The following is a 21,631-nucleotide window of genomic DNA, read 5'->3' as shown; positions in this document are numbered from 1 at the left end:
GCTTCCCTTGGAATGCGCGGCTTTTTTATTTTCTATCGCAGTGAAACAGGACGGTTATGGCAGGCAGGATCCCCCAATCCTTTATCGACGATCTGCTCGCACGCACAGACATAGTCGAGCTGATCGACTCGCGAGTGCGGCTGAAAAAAGCCGGTAAGAACTACCAGGCTTGCTGCCCTTTTCATAACGAAAAAAGCCCCTCTTTTACCGTCAGCCAGGAGAAGCAGTTCTACCACTGTTTCGGTTGTGGCGCCCACGGCAACGCCATCGGCTTTGTCATGGAATACGACGGCCTCGAATTTCCCGATGCCATCGAAGAGCTCGCCAGCATGCAGGGCATGCAAGTGCCTCGCGAGCAGAGCATAGGTGGTTCAGCCAGCTCCCAACCCGCAGTCAGCAAGGATCTGTTCGAGCTGATGAACCAGATCGCCCGCTTCTACGAGAGCAATCTGAAGAGCGCTCCCCATGCAGTGGAATACCTCAAGGGACGCGGCCTGACCGGTGAAGTAGTCAAACGCTTCAACATCGGTTATGCACCCAGCGATTGGGATCAGGTGCGCCGCCGCTTTGGTGCCAGCCGGGATCACGAGCAACTGCTTATCTCGGGTGGCATGCTCATCACTCGTGAAAATGGCGGTGGCAGCTACGATCGTTTCCGCGATCGCATCATGTTTCCGATCCGCGACAAGCGTGGCCGGGTCATCGGCTTCGGTGGCCGGGTGCTGGGTGATGGCACGCCCAAGTATCTGAACTCGCCGGAGACCCCCATATTCCATAAAGGGCGAGAGCTGTTCGGTCTCTATGAAGTGAAGCAGGCACACAAGGATCCGCGCCGGATCCTTGTAGTGGAAGGTTACATGGATGTGGTGGCACTCGGCCAGTACGACATCGACTATGCGGTGGCTGCGCTGGGTACTGCAACAACCAGCGATCATATCCACACCCTGTTTCGCACCACCGCCGAAGTGGTCTGCTGCTACGACGGTGACAACGCCGGTCGTGAAGCGGCCTGGCGGGCGCTGGATAATGCCCTCCCCCATCTGCAGGATGGCCGCGAGCTGAAGTTCGTGTTCCTGCCCGATGGCGAGGATCCCGACTCGTTGGTACGGCAGATCGGCAAGGAGGGATTTGAAGCCCTGCTCGATGAAGCTCAACCGTTCGCCGACTTCATGTTCGAGCGTCTCAGCCGGGATGCCGCCCTCTCCGGTGAGGCAGGCAAGTTCGAAGTGGCCAACAAGGCCGCCGAGCTTATTCGTCGCGTACCGGAAGGGTTTACCCGCGAAGGGTTGATCACCCGTCTATCCAGCATGATGCGCTGGGGTGAGAACAAGCAGCGTATCACCGAACTGTTTGCCCGCAATAGTCAGCCCAAAACCGAGGTCAACAAACCCAAGGCTGCCAAGCTGACGCCACTGCGGCGTGCGCTGGCACTGATGGTGCAATATCCGGCAGTAACGGCTGAGCTTCCCCCCATGCCGGAATTGGCCGGACTACGCGTACAAGGCATCAAGTTCTTGCTGCAACTGCACCAGCAGATCCTGGCACAGCCTGGTATCACAACCGCTATCCTGCTGGAACACTGGCGCGGTACCAAGGAGGGAGAGATCCTTGCTCAGCTGGCCATGCACGACCTGTTCGAGGAGATCAAACTCGATCAGGAGCCGGATATTCTGGGAGAATTGCAGGACACCTTCGTCGGCTTCATCAACCAGTTTCTGAAACAGCGGATCGAAGAATTGCAGGCCAAAGTGGCTCAGGAAGGACTAAGCTCCGAAGAAACCCAAGAGCTGATGATGCTGATAAGAGAGGTGCAAATTGAGAAAAGAAATGAGAGTGGGGCTTGATATTTGAGTGATTAGTCCCAATATGGATAGCGTTGCCCGAATCGACGGGATGAAAAGCAAAAATTTTATAACCGCCTGGCCCCGACAATACTGCGGGCAGGGGTTTCTCATGACCGACGCCGCAACCAGACATAGCATGTCTGGCGGTTTTCTATTAGAATTGGCTATTTGCGCAGCAGCGCACTGTACGCGCAACCTAGCAACACCAACCGGATGAGTTCTATGGAGCAAACCCCGCAGTCTCAGCTTAAACTCCTCGTTGCCAAAGGTAAAGAACAGGGCTACCTGACCTATGCCGAGGTGAACGATCACCTCCCGCAAGACATTGTCGATTCAGACCAGATCGAAGACATCATTCAGATGATCAACGATATGGGCATTCAAGTGGTTGAAAACGCTCCGGATGCCGATGACCTTATCATGGCTGAAGGTGGTACCGCCGATGAGGACGCTGCCGAAGCAGCGGCCCAGGCTCTGGCATCTGTTGAATCTGAGATTGGTCGCACGACCGATCCCGTCCGCATGTATATGCGGGAAATGGGTACCGTCGAACTGCTGACCCGTGAAGGCGAAATCGACATCGCCAAGCGGATCGAAGACGGTATCAACCAGGTACAAAGCTCCGTAGCCGAGTACCCTGAAGCAATTACTTACCTGCTCGAACAGTACGACAAGTACGAAGCCGAGCAGCTGCGTCTCTCTGACATCATCTCTGGCTTTATTGACCCGAACGAAACTGAAGATATGGCGCCTACCGCCACGCATATCGGTTCCGAACTCGGCGAAGACGATCTGGCCGACGAAGATGAAGAGGACGAAGAAGACGAAGACGAAGATGGTGACAGCTCTGACGACGACGGTGACGGTGGTCCGGATCCGGAAGTCGCTCGCGAGAAGTTCGGTGAACTGCGTGCCCAGTATGAAGTGACCCGCCTCTCCATTCAGAAGAATGGTCGCGCGCACGAAGATACCCAGGCCGCCATCGCCCAGCTGGCCGATGTATTCCGTCAATTCCGCCTGATGCCCAAGCAGTTCGATCGCCTGGTCAACAACATGCGTGAAATGATGGAGCGCGTCCGCGTGCAGGAACGCATCATCATGAAGCTCTGCGTTGAGCAGGCCAAGATGCCGAAGAAAACCTTCGTCGCGGCCTTCACCAACAACGAGTGTGAAACTGCCTGGTTCGAATACCAGAAGCAGGCTGGCAAAGCCTGGTCTCCCCGTCTGGTTGAAATGGACGAGGATATTCAGCGCGCCATCGGCAAGCTGCAGCAGATTGAAGAAGAGACCGGTCTGTCGATTGCCCAGATCAAGGATATCAACCGTCGTATGAGCATCGGTGAGGCCAAGGCCCGCCGTGCGAAGAAAGAGATGGTTGAGGCCAACTTGCGTCTGGTTATCTCTATCGCCAAGAAATACACCAACCGCGGCTTGCAGTTCCTGGATCTGATCCAGGAGGGCAACATCGGTCTGATGAAGGCGGTAGACAAGTTTGAATACCGTCGTGGCTACAAGTTCTCGACCTATGCAACCTGGTGGATCCGTCAGGCCATTACCCGCTCCATCGCGGATCAGGCCCGTACCATCCGTATCCCGGTACACATGATCGAGACCATCAACAAGCTCAACCGTATCTCCCGTCAGATGCTGCAGGAAATGGGTCGCGAACCGAACCCGGAAGAGCTGGCCATGCGCATGGGCATGCCGGAAGACAAAATCCGCAAGGTACTGAAGATCGCCAAAGAGCCTATCTCCATGGAGACGCCCATCGGTGATGATGAAGATTCCCACTTGGGCGACTTTATCGAAGATACCACCCTGGCTCTGCCAGCGGATGCAGCGACCAGCGAAAGCCTGCGCAACGCCACCCGCGAAGTGCTGGCCGGTCTGACTGCTCGCGAAGCCAAGGTACTGCGGATGCGTTTCGGTATCGACATGAACACTGACCACACCCTCGAGGAAGTGGGCAAGCAGTTCGACGTTACCCGTGAGCGTATTCGTCAGATCGAAGCCAAGGCACTGCGCAAACTGCGCCACCCGAGCCGCTCGGAAGTGCTGCGCAGCTTCCTGGACGAATAGTCCTGACCCTGTGTCAAACTACTCTGCCAAAGCCCCGCCATGCGGGGCTTTGTTTTGTCTGGCATTTACCCTTGCGACCCTCTTTGCGCCCTCAATCAAGCTGGACAATTAGTCGCCAAGTGGTTGATATGCCTATAGACTGCCCTTTCCTCTTCCCCTATAATCCACGCCGCTAAACGCACAATTTGGCCCCTTAGCTCAGTTGGTCAGAGCAGTCGACTCATAATCGATTGGTCGTGGGTTCAAGTCCCCCAGGGGCCACCAAATTGAAAAAGGCCGCTCATGATGAGTGGCCTTTTTGCATCTGCGGATCGAGCAATGTCCCGTGATAAGCTCGAGGAGGCCATAGAAAAGACCCGCCATGGGCGGGTCTGGGCAGGGTCTGGATCAGGCGCCTCACTAAGAAACAAGTAGCCTAATGCTGAGCCTCAGGTTTGCTCGTTGCTGCCGCTCTGGATGGATGAGCGACTCCCGATGGCAGGCAGCATCCGGGTAACCAGATTGCTGCGCTGGCGCCAGGAGGTGAAGACGATGGCCAGCAGATGCAGACCAATCAGTCCCTGCAGCGCCACCACGCACCACTCATGCCACTCGTCAGCCCCCAGTTCAAATCCCGTCTCGGTATTCTGAAACCAGCCGCTGCCTGCTGTCGCCAGCACGACCAGCCAGAGCGCCCACACAGCCAGCTTGCCGCTGCCGTGATGACCCGGTGCCGGAGGCTGCCGCTCACGCATCTCGCGCGCTTGCTGGCGAAAATCCTCACCGCTGGGGATTAAGGCACTAAGGCGAGCGTAGCCACGGGCGAAAGTGAGCCCCCAGAGCAGACGCAAGGAGACCAGCCCAATGGCGCCGTAACCCAGCCACTCGTGCCACTCCTCCCCCGCTTCGTTAACCCAGAGGTTGCCGATACAGATCGCCGCCACACCCCAATGGGTCAGGCGAACCACAGCATCCCAGCGAAAGGGATCACCCTTTTTGCTTGGCATACTTGTGATACTCCTTCTTCAGGTCGTTGACCTTGGCCAGGTGCTCGCGCGCCTTGGCTTCGTCACCGGCCTTGAGCGCAGCCAGGCTGGCATCCAGCTCGGTCTGTACCTCATTCATGCCTTCGAGGAACTTCTCCTTCTTGGCGGCAGGCATGTTCTTCTGCTTGGCCACATCCAGCTGGGCCTTCATCTCGTTGATGTGCTTCTCCATGGTAGCCGGATCATCAGCCTTGACCGCCTGCTTGTAGTTGAAGCCAATCTTCTTCATCGGCTGTTCCAGATCGCCAGCCATGGCAGGCAACGCGATCAGACCGAACATCAGAGGCAGCAGCAGGGGGCGAACAGTTTTCAACATGGGATTTCCTTATATAACAACATGCTCAAATTATTAGGGTCACCTATGAATCCAAACAGGAATTCATCACCAGCATAATGCCATGACTCATGGTGAAGCGTTTGTGAAAAATGATGTTTTTTGTGGCAAATGGTGACAAGAGTGCCTCGCTTGTTAACCACAGCAACATGAATGCATCGACAATCAGGCACTTTTCGGCATAAAAAACCCCGCCATTGGCGGGGCTTGTCACTGCGGGTATCGGCTATCAGCCTGCCTGCTGTTCACGCTCGATGGCGCGCCAGCCGATGTCATTGCGATAGAAGACACCGTCCCACTGGATACGGGCAGCCAGCTGATAGGCACGCTGCTGCGCTTCAGCCACTGTATGGCCCAGCGCAGTCGCGCACAGCACGCGGCCACCGGCGGTCACTACGGTATCGCCCTCAAGGCGGGTACCCGCGTGGAATACCTTCTCGCCGCTCGCCTCTTCCACCGGCAGACCGCTAATGGCCTTGCCCTGCTGGTAGTCGCCGGGATAACCGCCAGCAGCCAGCACCACACCAATGGCTACGCGGGGGTCATAATTCGCTTCCACCTGATCCAGCTTGCCGGCACAGGCGGCCAGACAGAGCTCCACAAGATCGGAGCGCATCCGCAGCATGATGGGCTGGGTCTCGGGATCACCAAAGCGGCAGTTGAACTCGATCACCTTGGGATTGCCTGCACCGTCGATCATCAGGCCAGCGTAGAGGAAACCGGTGTAGACGTTGCCCTCAGCCGCCATACCGCGCACGGTCGGCATAATCACCTGCTCCATCACCTTGCGGTGCACTTCATCAGTCACCACAGGCGCCGGCGAATAGGCGCCCATCCCGCCAGTATTGAGGCCGGTATCGCCATCCCCCACCCGCTTGTGATCCTGACTGGTGGCCATCGGCAGCACATGCTCGCCATCGACCATGACGATGAAGCTCGCCTCTTCCCCTTCCAGAAACTCCTCGATCACCACCCGGGCACCGGCGTCGCCAAAGGCATTGCCGGAGAGCATATCGCGCACGGCCTCTTCGGCCTCGGTCAGGGTCATCGCCACGATAACCCCCTTACCTGCGGCCAGACCATCGGCCTTGATGACGATGGGCGCTCCCTTCTCGCGCAGATAGGCCAGAGCGGGCTCCACCTCGGTGAAGTTCTGGTACTCGGCAGTCGGGATGGCGTGACGGGCCAGGAAATCCTTGGCAAAGGCCTTGGAGCCCTCCAGCTGAGCAGAAGCCGCGGTCGGACCGAAGATGGCCAGCCCCTCGGCACGGAAGGCATCGACCACCCCTTTCACCAGCGGCGCTTCCGGGCCAACGATGGTCAGACCGATGCGCTGCTCCTTGGCAAACGCCAGCAGAGCTGGAATATCGGTAGCTGCGATAGCCACGTTCTCGATACTCCCTTCGTGCGCGGTGCCAGCATTGCCGGGGGCGACGAAGACCCGGGTCACCAGAGGGGATTGCTTGGCCTTCCAGGCCAGGGCGTGTTCGCGGCCACCATTGCCAATGATCAGTACTTTCATCGTATCGCTCGCTTCTATGTGGGTCGCAGGCTTCCGCCAGAGGGAAGCCGGTCGCAATAGTCAGTGGAAAAGAGACAACAAAAGGGCCGCCCATGGCGGCCCTGATCCATCAGTGACGGAAGTGGCGCATGTTGGTGAAGACCATGCACATGCCGTGCTCGTTGGCGGCGTCGATCACCTCCTGATCGCGCATCGAGCCACCCGGCTGGATCACGCAGGAGATACCGGCCTGCGCGGCAGCATCAATACCGTCGCGGAACGGGAAGAAGGCATCGGAGGCCATCACGGAGCCCGCCACGGTCAACCCTTCATCAGCCGCCTTGATACCGGCGATTTTAGCGGAGTAGACGCGGCTCATCTGGCCGGCGCCGACGCCGATGGTCTGGCCATCTTTGGCGTAGACAATGGCGTTGGATTTGACGAACTTGGCAACTTTCCAGCAGAACAACAAATCTTGCAGCTCTGCCTCAGTCGGCTGGCGCTTGCTAACCACGGTCAGGTCACCCAGAGTCACCATGCCGAGGTCCCGCTCCTGCACCAGCAAGCCGCCGTTGACGCGCTTGAGGTCAAACCCTTGCGCCGGGGCCGTCCACTGACCGCATTCGAGCAGACGCACGTTCTGCTTGGCGGCGACCGCATCGCGGGCCTCCTGGCTGACGGTTGGGGCAATGATCACCTCAACAAACTGACGCTCGACGATGGCCTTGGCGGTGGCGCCATCCAGCTCACGGTTGAAGGCGATGATGCCGCCGAAAGCAGAGGTGGGGTCGGTCTGGTAGGCACGATCGTAGGCACTCAGCAGGTCGTTACCGATGGCAACGCCACACGGGTTGGCATGCTTGACGATGACGCAGGCCGGCTCGTCGAACTCCTTCACGCACTCCAGCGCCGCGTCAGTGTCGGCGATGTTGTTGTAGGAGAGCGCCTTGCCCTGCAACTGGGTCGCGCTGGAGACAGAACCCGGCGCGGCATGCTCTTCGGCGTAGAAAGCGGCAGCCTGATGGCTGTTTTCGCCGTAGCGCATGTCCTGCTTCTTGATGAACTGGCTGTTGAAGGTGCGCGGGAAGCGGGACTCCTCATCACCCTCCTTGTTGTCGCCATAAGAGGGCACCATGGTGCCGAAGTAGTTAGCGATCATACCGTCGTAGGCAGCGGTGTGCTCGAAGGCTTTGATCGCCAGATCGAAACGGGTCGCCAGTTTCAGACTGTTGCCGTTGGCATCCATTTCGCGAATAATCCGATCATAGTCGGCAGCTTTGACGACGATAGCGACATCTTTATGGTTTTTGGCGGCAGAGCGAACCATGGTCGGGCCGCCGATGTCGATGTTCTCGACCGCATCGGCCAGGGTGCAGCCCGCTTTGGCCACGGTGGCAGCAAAGGGGTAGAGGTTGACGACAACCATGTCGATGGGGGAGATAGCGTGCTGGGCCATGATGGCGTCATCCTGATCCCGACGGCCAAGGATGCCGCCATGAACCTTGGGATGCAGGGTCTTGACCCGGCCATCCATCATTTCAGGAAAACCCGTGTAGTCGGAGACCTCGGTCACCGGCAGACCCGCCTCGCCAAGCAGCTTGGCGGTACCGCCCGTGGAGAGCAGGGCAACACCACGCTCGTTGAGTGCCTTGGCAAATTCCAGAATGCCAGTTTTGTCAGACACACTCAGCAGTGCACGGCGAATGGGTCGAGCTTGTTCCATCACACTATCGTCCTCAACATAACGGGGACCGTTCCATGGGAGGCGAGGCTCAACACAGAGAGTCCCCAAATAAATGGAAGTGGGGGATTTCGCAAACCACTCTCGCCCCGACATCCGGCAAAAGCGTTTTAGGAAATGCCCGCTTGGTGCGGCGCTCTGTTATGGGCGCGTATTCTACACAAAAAATGTGACCTGTGGTGGATTTTTTGAAACAGCAAAGCCTTATTTGGCGCGGCGTTAAACGTTTTCCAATTGATTTTCTCGAAACGTTTGCACTTTCAGTGTTTTATGGGAAAAAGGGTCGCCAGGAGATGTTTATCTGCCCCTTTTATGCCCTTGGCTGGCAATCCATGGGCAAAGGGGTGATAGTGGATTCCGGTTTTTGTGGCGGCATACATTCAAGGGGAGAGAGAGCATGTATCGGATCGGTGAACTGGCCAAGGCGTGCGGGGTCAAGGCAGATACCCTGCGTTTTTACGAGAAGAACGGGCTTATCTCACCGGGGATCCGCAACGAATCCGGCTACCGCCTCTACAGTGAACAGGACAAGCGGCGGCTGGAGTTCATCATTCGCGCCAAGTCGGTGGGCTTCTCCCTTGCAGATATCGGCGAGCTGCTCGACCTCGATACCAACAAGGCCAAAGTCACCTGTCAGGAGGTGAAAGCTGTGGCCGACACCAAGCTGGCCCAGGTGGAGCAGAAGATCATCGAACTGACCCGCTTTCGCGACAACCTGCGCGAGCTCTCCAATATCTGCTGCGGCGGCCCCCGCTCGGCGGAGCAATGCGCCATCCTCGAGACGCTGGAATCTGGCGCCCCGGCCCATCACGAGCATCATAGCCACGACCAGCATGACCCGGTTCACGGCTGACATGGTATGCCTGACTGAGCGTGCCTAGCTCAGTGTGACTGACTCGGCGTATCCGACGCATTGCTCCAGCTGCGATTTGGTGACAAAATCACCGCGTTTTTAACCGATGCCAGTGCATCCGGTTGCCGGGCGCTAGCCTGAACAGGCGCCCGCAGCGAAAACCGCCATCCAGACACAAGCATCAACACCCCAAGGACAAAGAAGAGGAGCCATCATGGCCAAGATTCGGGTCGACCAACCCGCCCTCCCCCGTGAGGAAGATGCGCAAGGGGGCTGCTATGCCCATCAGCGCGGCGAGATAAAGGATAACCATCTGCACGCCCTGCTCTCCGATCCCCTGTTTCGCAGCCGGGTCGAGCGCAACAAGAAGGGCAAGGGGAGTTACCAGCGCAAAGCCAAATTCGGCAAGCGGTGGGAGCCCGGCCAACAGCAGATGATCCGCGTCTGCTGCTGAGCGGGTTTCTACCGACCATAAACAATCAGGGCGCCATTGGCGCCCTGATTGTTATCTCAAAACACGGTTCGCCAAAACTGGCTCACGACCTGTCGCGAGAAGCTGTCAGCAAGGTGAAGAGCAGCGCAGGAACCGGAGCGTATAGAGATACGTGAGGCTTCCGAGCAGTACATGAACCTTGATCTCGGCCTCGCAGCCAGATCGTGAACCCGTTTTCACTCATCCATAAACAGTTCGAGCAACACGTTGAGATAACGGTGGCCGAGAGAAGTGAGCTGCCAGCTATCCCCCAAATCCTCGATCAGCTCCTTGCTTTGGGCGATGGCGAGCACCGTCTCCACCCGCTCCAGCGGCAAGCCGGTATAGGCCTCGAACTCCGCCTTGGGGGCTGGTTCAAACAGGCGGAAGCGGTTCATAAAGTATTCGAGCGGCAGATCGTCTGCCGTCACCTGCCACTGCTCGTCCAGATAGGGGCGACTCTTGTCCAGATACCCTTTCGGATGCTTCACCTTGGCGGTGCGCAGGATCTGCTGATTCACGAGATCGGTCACCTTGCCGTGAGCACCACAGCCGATCCCCAGATAGTCGCCGAAACGCCAGTAGTTGAGGTTGTGATGGCACTGGTAGCCCTCTTTGGCATAAGCCGAGATCTCGTACTGGCGATAACCGCTGGCGGTGAGCATGGCGTGGCCCTGCTCGTAGATGTCCCATAGGGTGTCATCTTCCGGCAGTTTGGGCGGCTTGGAGGCAAACGCCGTGTTCGGCTCTATGGTGAGCTGATACCAGGAGAGGTGCGGTGGTGCACAGTCGATAGCCTGTTGCAGGTCATAAAGGGCGTCATCCAGACTCTGATCCGGCAGACCGTGCATCAGATCCAGATTGAAGGTGGGCAACTTGATGGCATGGGCCAGTGCCGCCGCCTTGCGCGCCTCTTCCGGGCCGTGAATGCGGCCGAGGCGGCTCAGCTTCTCCTGCTGGAAGCTCTGCACACCGATGGAGATGCGGTTGATGCCGGCGCGCTGGAAACCGGCAAACTTGTCCGCCTCCACCGTGCCCGGATTGGCCTCCATGGTGATCTCGCAATCTGCGGCGAGCGGAATACGGGCCCGCACCCCGTCCAGCAAGGCTTGCATCGCCTCCACCGTCAACAGGCTGGGGGTGCCGCCACCGATAAAGATCGAGGAGAGCGGCCGCCCCTGTGCCCACTTCAGATCCTGATCCAGATCCTCCAGCAGGGCGGCGACATATTCGAGGTGAGGCAACTCCCCCTTCTGGGCATGGGAGTTGAAGTCACAGTAAGGGCACTTCTGGACGCACCAGGGCACATGAATATAGAGAGAGAGCGGCGGCAGTTGCAGCATGGGGCTTCCAATAAAACGGGGGCTCAAGGCCCCCATTGTAGATGACTATGTGTGATTGGCCGTGTGTAACCGACAAGGTGGCGAAGTGACTCAGTGCGCAGCAGCCAGCGCCGCTTTGAGCTTGGCCAGCGCCTGACCACGATGGCTCAGCTGGTTTTTCAGTTCGGCGGGCATCTGGGCGGCGGTGCAGTCGTGATCCGGCACGAAGAAGACCGGGTCATAGCCAAAACCGTGCTGACCGCGCGGCTCGTCGATGATCATCCCTTCCCAGCTCGCCTGACAGATGACGGGGGTGGGATCGTCGGCGTGACGCATATAGACCAGCACACACCAGAAGCGGGCGCTCTTCAGGTACTCGGGGGCACCTTGCAGCTCGCCGAGCAGCTTCTCGATGTTGGCCTTGTCACCAGCCCCCACACCGGCAAAGCGGGCGGAGTAGACGCCGGGGCGCCCTTGCAGCAGATCAACTTCCAGACCGGAATCATCGGCCACGGCGGGCAGACCGGTAATGCGGGCGGCGTGGCGGGCCTTGATGATGGCATTCTCGACGAAGGTGGTGCCGGTCTCATCGGCATCGGAGACCGCAAACTCGCTCTGTGGGATCACCTGGATCTTCATATCGGCCAGCATGGCGGCCAATTCCTTCACCTTTTTCTGGTTACCTGTTGCCAGGACAAGCTTGTTCATCGAGCACCTCCGCAAAAATAATCTGCGCATTCTATGCGGCGCAAGCGTTTAGTAAAAGCGTCAATTACACCCGCTGTGATGGGGTTACGGGGGATTTGCCGCCATCGAATAACCAGCTTTTTAATACATGTTTCCATAATGGAATAACCAAAGTGATTAAATACCATTTCTATTCATTACTGTGAGTCAGTAGACTCGCGCCCCAATTCATTAACCTGGCTGACTAAAGAGGTGACAGATGCCATTGATACTTTTACTCGTACTACTGGTGCTGTTCAGTCCGCTGGCTATCGACATCTACCTGCCCGCCATTCCGCAGATGGCCGAGCAGCTGGGCGCCGAAGTAACCCTGATGCAGGGCACCATCACCTGGTTCCTGTTCAGCATGGGGCTGGGGCAACTGCTTGTTGGCCCGCTGGCCGATCGCTACGGTCGCAAGCCTATCGCGCTGGGCGGCGTGCTGCTCTATGGCCTGAGCGCGCTGGGGGCCGGTTTTGCCGCCAGCCTCGGCGAATTGATGCTGGCCCGGGTGCTGCAGGGCTTCGGCGCCTGCGCTACTTCGGTCGCCGCCTTCTCGGTGGTGCGTGACAGCTATGGCCCGAAAAAGAGCGGTCAGATGATCTCCTACCTCAATGGCGCCATCTGCTTTATTCCTGCGCTGGCTCCCCTGCTCGGTGGCTGGCTCACCGCCAAGGCGGGCTGGTCTGCCAACTTCTGGTTTATGGCCGGTTATGCGCTCATCGTCGGCAGCTGGCTGATGTGGCGGATGCCGGAGACCCGCCCGGAGGAGACCCGCAGTGAAGGGGCCCTCATCAGCTGGTCCCGCTACAGCCCGGTACTGCGCTCCCCCAGCTTCCTGTTCAACGCGGCGCTGTGCATGCTGGCGATGGCGGTGATCCTCGCCTACGTCACCGCTGCGCCGGTACAACTGATGGTGAAACTGGGGCTCGATATGAGCGGCTTTAGCTACTGGTTTACCGCCAACGCCGCGCTCAACATTCTGGCCTGCTTCATGGCACCACGCTTTATCGCCAAGGTGGGGCCAAGACGCACTCTGCGCATCGGCCTGCTGGTGTTGATGCTCTCGGCCATCACCCTGACTCTGGCCATGCACATCGAACATCCGCTGGCGATGATGGGGCCGGTATTCCTCTCCAGCATCGGCTTTGCCATGATCTTGGGCGCTGCCGCCGGGATGGCGCTGGCACCGTTCGGCCACTGCGCCGGTACCGCCGCCGCCCTGCTCGGCCTGTTCCAGATGAGCGGATCCGGCGCTCTGGTTGGCCTGACCGGCGCCCTGATGCACGACCCGCTCAGCCAGCTGGCGCTGCATATGTGGCTGCTGCTGCCGCCTCTGGTGATGCTGATGACCCGCCGCGGCCGCCGCTTGTGTTTGCAATAAATCCTGTGCTCTGATGGGCACACTCAGGGGGCCATCGGCCCCCTTCTCGTTTGTATCGCCTTTACAGCATATGGCCATCCGGCAGAGAGCCTGTGATGGCAACCCCACTCACTCGATGTCAGCGGAGAACTCCCGATGAGCCACACTCTCAACGCAGCCCTAGTGGGCTATGGCTTTGCAGGCAAGACCTTCCACGCCCCCTTCCTCTCCACCACGCCGGGCTTGTCCCTGAGGTGGGTGGTGAGCCGCGATGCCGCCAAGGTGCAGGCCGATCTGCCCGACTGCCGGGTCGGTTCACTGGAGGAGGTGCTAAGCGATGAGACCGTCGATCTGGTGGTGATCGCCACCCCCAACGACACCCATGCCCCCCTCGCCCGCCAGGCGCTACTGGCAGGCAAACATGTGGTGATCGACAAGCCCTTTGCACTGGATCTGGCCGAGGCGCAAGCACTGGTCGAACTGGCCGAAAAGCAGCAGCGACTGCTCAGCATCTTCCACAACCGCCGTTGGGACGGGGATTTCCTTACCGTGCGCCGTCTGCTGGTAGAAGGGAGTCTGGGGCAGATAGCCCAGTTCGAATCGCACTTCGATCGCTATCGCCCCGAAGTGCGCCAGCGCTGGCGCGAAGCGGGTGGCCCGGGTTCCGGCCTCTGGTTCGATCTCGGCCCCCATGTACTGGATCAGGCGCTACAGCTGTTCGGCCAACCGGACTGGCTGCAAGCAGACCTTGCCGGGCAGCGCCCCGGCGCACTGGCGGACGACTACTTCCATGTGGTGCTGGGTTACGGTGCTCTGCGGGTCATTCTGCATGGCAGCTGTCTGGTCTCGGCCACCATGCCGCGTTTCATCGTTCACGGCAGCCAGGGTTCGTTCGTGAAATTCGGTATGGATGTGCAGGAAGATCAGCTCAAGCTGGGCAAGCGGCCCCCGGCGGCGGATTGGGGCATGGATAGCGAACCCGGTCAGCTCAGCCGCATTGTCGATGGTCAGTTACAGCAGCAGAGCGTGGTGGGTGAGGCGGGGGATTATGGCGCCTACTATCGCGGTGTCTGCGCCGCCATCAAGGGCGAAGGGAGCAACCCGGTGCCAGCAAGTGAAGCGCTGGCGGTGATGGCGCTGCTGGATCTGGCCCGCCAGAGCCACCTTGAGGGAAAACGGCTGCCCTGTCAGAAGCTGTCTGACTAAGGTGTGGGCCATCGGCCGCGCTTGAGCAACCTTGACCTTGTTAAACCGCCACAAGATGGCAGCAAAGCGGTGTTTTATTGTGCAATCAGCACTATTTAACGGCATCTTGTATTGATATCAGTCGTTGCAGTGGAGCTTTTTATCAACGGCACGAAAAAATGTCATTGTGATATCCGTTTTCATCGGTAACTAATGGGGCTATATTGCGCCCGCCTGCTGCCTCCCGGCTTCTTGTTTCAATACCGGGCAACGGTGGGCGCTGTGATGGTTGCACAGACCATCTCTCCATATTTATTTGAGGGAATGCACATGAACAAAGTACTGGTAGCCGGTATCCTGGGTCTGATGTTGACTGCTTGCGGTCAGAAAGAAGAAAAAGCTGCCGCTCCTGCTGCTCCGGCCGCCGAAGTTGCTGCCACTGTAGAAAAAGCCGCTAGCGAAGCCACCTCTACCGTAGAGAAGGCCACCTCCGAAGCGACTGCAACCGTAGAAAAAGCTGCTACCGAAGCGGCTACCAAGGTTGAAGCTGCAGTGAGCGATGCCAAGGCCAACTAAGCCTGCACCTCATTCGAAGACGGGTCCGAAGGCAACTTCGGGCCCGTTTTTTTATCTGTCGTTCAGGAGGCCGGATTAATCAGCGAGGTGAGGATGTGATCCTCCCAGCGGCCATTGATCATCAGATATGAACGCGCGAATCCCTCACGCTCGAAACCGAGCCGCTCCAGCAAGGCGCCACTGCGCTGATTGGCAGGCATATAGCAAGCCATGATGCGATGCAGATCGTGCTCCCGAAACAGGTAGTCGATGGCGGCTGACAGCACCTCTCTCATCACTCCCTGCCCCTGATGCTGCTGGTCGATGGCATAGCCCAGATGACACGCTTTGAAGACCCCCATCAGGATATTGCTGAAGTTGCAGGTGGCGATCACCCGCTCGCCAGCCGGATCGAGTGCCACCAGATTGATGCCGGTGCCGTTGAAGAACTGGCTGTAGCTGTCCTGCAGCCGGGCATGCCAGTACGAGAGGGTATAAAAGTGCTCGTCCCGAAGCGGCTCCCAGGGGGTGAGATGGGCACGGTTGCGCCGGTAGAAGTCGAGCATCATGGGGGCCTGATCCGGCGACAGTATGGTCAGGTGGGTGCGGGCCGTCTTGATATGTGGCAGCGCCATCAGGACTCCCTCTGTCTTAGCCACTCGTCGCGCAGCAGGCTGTAGTGGGCATGGTCCACAATCCGGTTGCCCAGCCGCTCTGCGCGCCGGGTCACCCCCTCCTGCTGCATCCCGAGCCGTTCACAGACGGCTCTGCTGGGCTCGTTATCGGTGGCGGCACTGATCTCCACCTTCTCCATCCCCATCTCCTCGAAGGCGTGATGGATCAGGGCCTGGCAGGCCCGGGTGATGATGCCGTTGCCCTGCCAGCGCTCCGCCAGCCAGTAACCGATGATCACCTTGCCAAGGTCGTGATCGATGCTGTTGTAACCGATGACCCCCACCACCTCCCCCTGATACTCGATAGCGGTGGTGAGCCCCTCACCGCGGGCAAACTTCTCGATGGCACTGCGAATGAAGAGGGCGCTGTCGACGGGGCGCTGGATCAGTGGCGGCCAGGGTAGCCACTGGGAGAGATACTCCCGGTTGTCATTGCAGAGGGCAAACAGTTCGCTCGCCATATCGGGCTGCAAGAAGAGCAGCGCAAGCTCGTCGTCCAACTGCCATGAAAACATGGGATTCTCCTTTCAAATCAGTGATCAAATAGCGAACCAGCACCCAATGTAGCCAATCGCCACTGGCCGCGCCAGCCACTTTTACGGCCCTCATCCGACAGGCTTCGCGGAGAGTGGCAGCGCACGTTCTCTCCTCCCTCAAAAGAGGAGGGTGGGTGTCTGAAACCGGATAACAATCTCCACATGGCACCGTCGAATACCCCCAAACGGCACTTTGGCAGATCCTGCTACCCCTTTGTGCTGCTCTGTCACTTTTGACAGGGGGCACTTTCCCCCACCGGCGCTAGCTTCAAAGCGCCCGACCTTCGGTCGGTTTATCAAGCTCATCGATTTAAGGAAAGAAGAGATGAATAAAATTTATCTGGCCGTTGCGCTGGCCTGCTGGGGAAGCGCCGCACTGGCGGCGCAAGAGGTAGAGATCAACGTAACGACAAACGGCATCCGGGCCATAACCGGCCTCAGTGCCGCGAGTGCTACCTTGCAACTGGAAGATGGCGAGTTTCGTCAGGTACGGGTGGTCCAGCTGCCCAACGGCCAGCAGCGGATCCGCTACGAGCAGGTCTGGAACGGCATCCCGGTAATGGGTCAGGTGGTGGTGGCTGACAAGAGCCTGAGCGGCCAGCTGCAGAAGGCCACCGGGCGCATGCTGCGCCAGATCGATCAGGATGTGGCGAGCCCGGTCGCAACCCTTTCGCCACAGGATGCCACCAGCAAGGCCAAGGCGGGCAGCAAGGGGAGCAACGAGCAGATCAAGCTTTACGTGATGCAGGACAAGAACGGGCTGGCCAGGCTGGTCTATCAGGTATCCTTCATCGCCGAAGGTGACAAGCCAAGCCGCCCCTTCGTCATCCTTGATGCCCAGAGCGGTGAGGAGCTCAAACGCTGGGAGGGGATCAACCACAAGGATGCCACCGGCCCGGGGGGCAACATCAAGACAGGCAAATACTTCTATGGCACCGACTTTGGCCCGCTCATCGTCGATGACAGCTGCCGGATGACCAGCCCCAACGTCGATACCATCAACCTCAAACACGCCACCTCTGGCGGCACCATCCACCAGTTCACCTGCCCGGAGAATACGGTCAAAGAGATCAACGGCGCCTACTCGCCCCTCAACGACGCTCACTACTTCGGCAACGTGGTGTTCGACATGTACCGCAACTGGTACAACACGGCGCCCCTCACCTTCAAACTGAAGATGCGGGTTCACTACAGCAAGAATTACGAGAACGCCTTCTGGGATGGCAGCCAGATGACCTTCGGTGACGGCGCCACCACCTTCCACCCGCTGGTGAGCCTCGATGTGGCGGCCCACGAGGTGAGCCATGGCTTCACCGAGCAGAACTCCGGGCTGATCTATTCAGGACAATCCGGCGGCATCAACGAGGCCTTCTCCGACATGGCGGGGGAAGCGGCCGAGTTCTACATGAAGGGGAGTAACGACTGGCTGGTCGGCGCCCAGATCTTCAAGGGCAACGGCTCCCTGCGCTACTTCGAGGATCCGACCCGTGATGGCAGCTCCATCGGCCATGCGGCGGATTATCAGGAGGGGATGGATGTACACCACAGCTCCGGGGTCTATAACCGCGCCTTCTATCTGCTCGCCACCAGCAGCGGCTGGAACCCCCGCAAGGCATTTGAAGTGTTCGTGCTGGCTAACCGCCTCTACTGGGGCGCCAACACCAACTACCAGCAAGGGGCCTGCGGCGTCAGCCGGGCGACCGCCGATCTGGGTTACAGCCAGGCGGATGTGGCGCGTGCCTTCCAGACCGTCGGGGTCGATGCCAGCTGCGGCACCACGCCGCCACCGAGTGACAATGTACTGCAAAACAGCGTGCCGGTGAGCAACCTCGCCGCCAGCAAGGGTGGCAAGCTCAACTACACCCTGAACGTACCAGCTGGCACCAGGTCGCTGCAGATCAGCAGCAGCGGCGGTACCGGTGATGCCGACCTCTACGTCCGCTTTGGCAGCGCCCCCACCAGCAGCAGTTATGACTGCCGTCCCTACAAGGGGGGCAATAACGAAAGCTGCTCGTTCACCAATCCCAAGGCGGGTACCTGGCATGTGCAGCTGTCAGGGTTTTCCGCGTTCAGTGGCGTAACCCTCAAGGCCAGCTACTGATCCACCCGATGCGGGCCTTGTCCCGCATCGTTCTACTCATTGCGCCACCGTTTCGCCAGCGCGCGGGCGGTGGCCAACACGGTTTCCCGGGCCGGGTTGGGCCGCTTGCCACCGCGCCACGCCATCATCACATCCCAATGCTCTTGCGGCAGATTGCGCACATCTAGCCTGACCAGCCGCCCCACCTCCAGATCCCGCTTGATGGCCAGCTCCGGCATCAGGGTGATAAACCCGTGTTCCAGCGCCAGATCCCGCGCCGCACTGGCGGGCTGCACCGCATGCAGGGGGCTGGCGGCCCGCCGCAACCGCCGCAACTGCTGGATAAAGACGTCACACCCCGGCCCCCAGACCTGAGGCGCCAGCCGCTGGTCGGCAATATCCTCCAGGGTGAGACCGTGACAACCGGCCAGCGGATGCAATGGCGAGGCGATAGCGATAATGGGGGAGCAGCAGAGCAGCTCCATCTGGAGGCCCGCAACCGGCGGGCGCTTGAGTACAAAGCCGATATCGGCCTCCCCGGTCAGCAACGACTGCATGATCTCGCCGGAGTGATCCGTGGTGCAGCGGATCTCGAACGGCTCGTCCACCAGCTCCATCAATAACGAGCCAAACACCACCGAAGTGAGGGATGGCAGACTGGAGAGACGGATACAAGGCAGCGCAGGCGCCCCCTGCAGTGCCAGCCGCCCTTCGCTCAGGATCGCCAGCGCAGAGCGGGCCGATGGCAGAAACTCCTCGCAGGCACGGGTCGGCGTCACCCCACGCCGATGACGCTGAAACAGCGGTGCCCCGAGGCTCTCCTCCAGCTGGGCAATCCGCTGGCTCACCAGCGGCTGTGACCAGCCACGAATGGCCGCCGCCTGACTGAAGCTGCCCAGCTCGGCCACATCCAGCAGCAGTTGCAGATCGTCCAGATCCATAGACATAAATAATCCTGATATGAAATATAGGTAGTTGTCGTCTACCACTATATCTAAACCCTCTCCAGAATGAAGGTATCTGTGAATGAGAGGGCGTTATGGTCGATAGGGCGAGGTTTTGGGGACGCTGGTTTCTGGCGCTGGATACCACACTGGTGATCCTGGGTTTCTTTGTAGTGATGCCGATGATCAGCCTGCGCTTCGTCGACCAGCTCGGCTGGGCGGCCGGTCTGGTGGGGCTGGCCCTCGGCCTGCGCCAGCTGACCCAGCAGGGGCTGGGGATCTTTGGCGGCTCGCTTGCCGACCGCTTCGGCGCCCGCCCGCTCATCGTCACCGGCATGTTGCTGCGCGCCGTCGGCTTTGCCACCCTGGCCTGGGCCGACAGCGGCGCCATGCTGATCTTCTCCTGCTTCCTCTCGGGTCTGGGCGGTTGCCTGTTCGACCCGCCACGGGCGGCACTGGTGATCAAATTTACCCGTCCCCATGAGCGGGGCCGCTTTATCTCCCTGCTGATGATGCTGGAGAGCGCGGGAGCCGTCACCGGTGCGCTGCTCGGCAGCTGGCTGCTGCGTTTTGACTTCACCTACGTCTGCCTGCTGGGCGCCGGACTCTTCACCCTGGCGGCCCTGTGCAACTGGACCCTGCTGCCCGCCTACCGCCTCTCAGTCAAACCGACTCCGATGCGGGAAGGGTTGGGACAGGTGCTGGCGGATCGCGCCTTCTGCCGACTGGTACTGATCCTGAGCGGCTACTACATGCTGTGGGTACAGGTGATGCTGATTTTCCCCATTCTGGTCAAGCAGCTCTCCGGCACCACCACGGCAGTGGGCTGGATGTACAGCCTGGAAACGGCGCTGTCACTGGCGCTGCTCTACCCCATCGCCCGTTTCAGCGAGCGGCGCTATCGGCTGGAGAGCCGACTGATGGCGGGTATCCTGCTGATGACGGTGGGGATCGGGCTGGTCGCCTTCGTCAGCACCCTCTCCGGCATCTTCGTACTGCTGGCCTGCTTCTATCTGGGGATCATCATCTGTGAACCGGCCCGGGAGACCCTGATGACCCGGCTTGCCAACCCCACAGCCCGCGGTAGCTACATGGGCTTCAGCCGCCTCGGACTGGCGCTGGGAGGCATGACCGGCTACGTGGGCGGTGGCTCCCTCTATGACTTCTCGCTGCAACAGGGACAACCGGCCCTCCCCTGGCTGGTGCTGGGCACCATAGGCGTCGCCACCATGCTGCTGCTCGCCCGCTGCTTCTCCCGCCGCCCGGAGCTGGCTATCAGAGCCGCCGCCTGACGACCGCCCCACCTGCGGCAGCCCAATCAACGGGGCTGCCGCTCACCTCATATTCTGCAAGTCATCACAGCAAAAGGTTGCGAATTACAACTTTTACGCTATTTTAGTTGTCATGCACAACTAAAAAGGAACCCACGATATGGATCCCCGTCCCCTGCGCGCCCTGTCGCGCGATCTGGTTCGCGAACTCGGCATGCTCTCCCAGCAGTGCGGCAATCTGGCCCTCACCCCCATCGAGGCTCACCTGCTGATCGAGCTGGAAAACGCCCCGGCTACCAATCAGCAGCTGGCAGAAAAGCTGCACATCGACAAATCCAACGCCAGCCGTCCGCTGGCACGCCTCGCCGAGCGGGAGCTCATCAGCTGGCACCCGCACCCCTCCGACGGCCGCAGCAAGGAGGCCCGCCTCACCGTCAACGGTCAGGGGATGCTGCTGGAGTTGCACCGGGAGATGGACGGGGCGATGGAAGAGATGCTGGCGCAGTTGAGCCTGCCCGAGCGGGAGCAGCTGTGGCAAGGGTTGCGGCTCTATCGCAGCGCCCTCTCCCGCGCCCGTCGCCAGCGGGGCTACCAGATCCGCCCCATCACGGCGGCAGACAATGCCCATATCGCCTTGGTGATCCGCGCCGTCTCGGCCGAATATGGCCTCACCGCAGACAAGGGGTATGGTGTCTCGGATCCCAATCTCGACACCCTCTCCCAGAGCTATCAGGGGGAGAAGAGTCGCTACTGGGTTATCGAAGGGCCAGACGGTTCCATCCTCGGCGGTGGCGGTATCGCGCCATTGGCGGGAGAAGAGGGGGTCTGCGAGCTGCAGAAAATGTATTTTATGCCCGCCCTGCGCGGACTGGGCCTTGGCAAACGGCTGGTATTGCAGGCACTAGACGAGGCGCGCGCGCTTGGTTATCAGCGCTGCTATCTGGAAACGACCGAGGTCTTGCGCGAAGCCACCAGCCTCTATGAATCACTGGGCTTTGAACACCTGCCCGGCCCCCTTGGCTGCACCGGCCACGGGGATTGCGAGATCTGCATGGTGCTGACACTGGGGTAGCACCCTCATCCCCAACCCTTCTCCCGCAAGGGGAGAAGGGGGCAAAAACACTTC

19 protein-coding genes and 1 tRNA gene are annotated in these 21,631 nt (G+C 59.7%); 11 read left to right on the top strand and 9 right to left on the bottom strand.

The features are described 5' to 3' along the window. The first annotated feature begins 56 nt into the window (after positions 1-56). The 3 genes from dnaG to G5171_RS11920 all read left to right on the top strand — a co-directional run bounded on the left by dnaG (position 57) and on the right by G5171_RS11920 (position 4,187). Positions 57-1,844, top strand: coding sequence for a DNA primase (gene dnaG, locus G5171_RS11930; protein ID WP_421250798.1), 1,788 nt, complete (start codon positions 57-59; stop codon positions 1,842-1,844). Positions 1,845-2,027: 183 nt separating this feature from the next. Beyond that, positions 2,028-3,923, top strand: coding sequence for an RNA polymerase sigma factor RpoD (gene rpoD / locus G5171_RS11925; RefSeq protein ID WP_263718854.1), 1,896 nt, complete (start codon positions 2,028-2,030; stop codon positions 3,921-3,923). A 187-nt stretch (positions 3,924-4,110) separates the two neighbouring features. Beyond that, positions 4,111-4,187, top strand: a tRNA-Ile gene (locus tag G5171_RS11920). Positions 4,188-4,351: 164 nt separating this feature from the next. Here G5171_RS11920 and G5171_RS11915 read toward each other — a convergent pair. From G5171_RS11915 to purH, 4 genes are all read right to left on the bottom strand, one after another. Next, the gene (locus tag G5171_RS11915) at positions 4,352-4,909 is read right to left on the bottom strand and encodes a cytochrome b/b6 domain-containing protein (RefSeq protein WP_216980127.1); all 558 of its coding nucleotides are present in this window, start codon (positions 4,907-4,909) and stop codon (positions 4,352-4,354) included. Continuing rightward, complete coding sequence (locus tag G5171_RS11910; protein ID WP_216980126.1) at positions 4,890-5,264, bottom strand: cytochrome b562; 375 nt, start codon at positions 5,262-5,264, stop codon at positions 4,890-4,892. The genes G5171_RS11915 and G5171_RS11910 overlap by 20 nt, the downstream gene beginning before the upstream one ends. Before the next feature lie 247 nt (positions 5,265-5,511). Then, on the bottom strand, positions 5,512-6,804 hold the full coding sequence (gene purD / locus G5171_RS11905; RefSeq protein ID WP_216980125.1) for a phosphoribosylamine--glycine ligase: 1,293 nt from the start codon (positions 6,802-6,804) through the stop codon (positions 5,512-5,514). Positions 6,805-6,913: 109 nt separating this feature from the next. Continuing rightward, on the bottom strand, positions 6,914-8,506 hold the full coding sequence (purH, locus tag G5171_RS11900; RefSeq protein WP_421260222.1) for a bifunctional phosphoribosylaminoimidazolecarboxamide formyltransferase/IMP cyclohydrolase: 1,593 nt from the start codon (positions 8,504-8,506) through the stop codon (positions 6,914-6,916). A 415-nt stretch (positions 8,507-8,921) separates the two neighbouring features. On the opposite strand from purH, the gene zntR reads away from it, so the two are divergent. Both zntR and G5171_RS11890 read left to right on the top strand, forming a co-directional pair. After that, on the top strand, positions 8,922-9,377 hold the full coding sequence (zntR, locus tag G5171_RS11895; protein WP_335837108.1) for a Zn(2+)-responsive transcriptional regulator: 456 nt from the start codon (positions 8,922-8,924) through the stop codon (positions 9,375-9,377). Between the two features lie 214 nt (positions 9,378-9,591). Further along, positions 9,592-9,831, top strand: a complete 240-nt coding sequence (locus G5171_RS11890) for an alternative ribosome-rescue factor A (protein WP_236348958.1) — start codon at positions 9,592-9,594, stop codon at positions 9,829-9,831. Between the two features lie 215 nt (positions 9,832-10,046). On the opposite strand, the gene hemW is transcribed toward G5171_RS11890, so the two are convergent. Both hemW and rdgB read right to left on the bottom strand, forming a co-directional pair. Continuing rightward, positions 10,047-11,192 (bottom strand): radical SAM family heme chaperone HemW, encoded by a 1,146-nt coding sequence (hemW, locus tag G5171_RS11885; protein ID WP_421250788.1) that lies wholly within the window; start codon positions 11,190-11,192, stop codon positions 10,047-10,049. A 90-nt stretch (positions 11,193-11,282) separates the two neighbouring features. Further along, positions 11,283-11,879: an RdgB/HAM1 family non-canonical purine NTP pyrophosphatase gene (rdgB, locus tag G5171_RS11880; protein ID WP_058059723.1), complete on the bottom strand. Its 597-nt coding sequence runs from the start codon at positions 11,877-11,879 to the stop codon at positions 11,283-11,285. A 238-nt stretch (positions 11,880-12,117) separates the two neighbouring features. Between rdgB and G5171_RS11875 the strand changes: the two genes are divergently transcribed. The 3 genes from G5171_RS11875 (at position 12,118) to G5171_RS11865 (ending at position 15,021) form a co-directional block, all read left to right on the top strand. Beyond that, positions 12,118-13,281 (top strand): multidrug effflux MFS transporter, encoded by a 1,164-nt coding sequence (locus G5171_RS11875; RefSeq protein ID WP_042053392.1) that lies wholly within the window; start codon positions 12,118-12,120, stop codon positions 13,279-13,281. Positions 13,282-13,416: 135 nt separating this feature from the next. Beyond that, positions 13,417-14,466, top strand: coding sequence for an oxidoreductase (locus G5171_RS11870; protein WP_421250787.1), 1,050 nt, complete (start codon positions 13,417-13,419; stop codon positions 14,464-14,466). Positions 14,467-14,775: 309 nt separating this feature from the next. After that, entirely contained in the window at positions 14,776-15,021 is a 246-nt protein-coding gene (locus tag G5171_RS11865; RefSeq protein WP_193860654.1) for a hypothetical protein, read from the top strand. A gap of 62 nt (positions 15,022-15,083) precedes the next feature. Here the strand turns inward: G5171_RS11865 and rimJ are convergent, their stop codons facing one another. Then, positions 15,084-15,635, bottom strand: a complete 552-nt coding sequence (rimJ, locus tag G5171_RS11860; RefSeq protein WP_421244017.1) for a ribosomal protein S5-alanine N-acetyltransferase — start codon at positions 15,633-15,635, stop codon at positions 15,084-15,086. Beyond that, a complete protein-coding gene (locus G5171_RS11855) occupies positions 15,635-16,189 on the bottom strand; it encodes a GNAT family N-acetyltransferase (protein ID WP_182970399.1) in 555 nt (184 codons plus the stop codon). Before G5171_RS11855 ends, rimJ begins: the two co-directional genes overlap by 1 nt. A gap of 346 nt (positions 16,190-16,535) precedes the next feature. Here G5171_RS11855 and G5171_RS11850 point away from each other — a divergent pair, with 346 nt between their 5' ends. Next, a complete protein-coding gene (locus G5171_RS11850; RefSeq protein WP_421260221.1) occupies positions 16,536-18,311 on the top strand; it encodes a M4 family metallopeptidase in 1,776 nt (591 codons plus the stop codon). Positions 18,312-18,343: 32 nt separating this feature from the next. On the opposite strand, the gene G5171_RS11845 is transcribed toward G5171_RS11850, so the two are convergent. Next, positions 18,344-19,237: a LysR family transcriptional regulator gene (locus G5171_RS11845; protein ID WP_216980120.1), complete on the bottom strand. Its 894-nt coding sequence runs from the start codon at positions 19,235-19,237 to the stop codon at positions 18,344-18,346. Positions 19,238-19,329: 92 nt separating this feature from the next. Between G5171_RS11845 and mdtH the strand changes: the two genes are divergently transcribed. After that, positions 19,330-20,526: a multidrug efflux MFS transporter MdtH gene (gene mdtH, locus G5171_RS11840; protein ID WP_005340523.1), complete on the top strand. Its 1,197-nt coding sequence runs from the start codon at positions 19,330-19,332 to the stop codon at positions 20,524-20,526. Between the two features lie 139 nt (positions 20,527-20,665). Then, complete coding sequence (locus G5171_RS11835; RefSeq protein ID WP_421260220.1) at positions 20,666-21,577, top strand: bifunctional helix-turn-helix transcriptional regulator/GNAT family N-acetyltransferase; 912 nt, start codon at positions 20,666-20,668, stop codon at positions 21,575-21,577. The last annotated feature ends 54 nt before the right edge of the window (positions 21,578-21,631 follow it).

This window comes from Aeromonas sp. 600774, from assembly GCF_049175075.1.
In the GTDB taxonomy this organism is placed as follows: Bacteria; Pseudomonadota; Gammaproteobacteria; order Enterobacterales; family Aeromonadaceae; genus Aeromonas; species Aeromonas veronii_A.
This window is presented reverse-complemented; position numbering and strand designations above follow the sequence as displayed.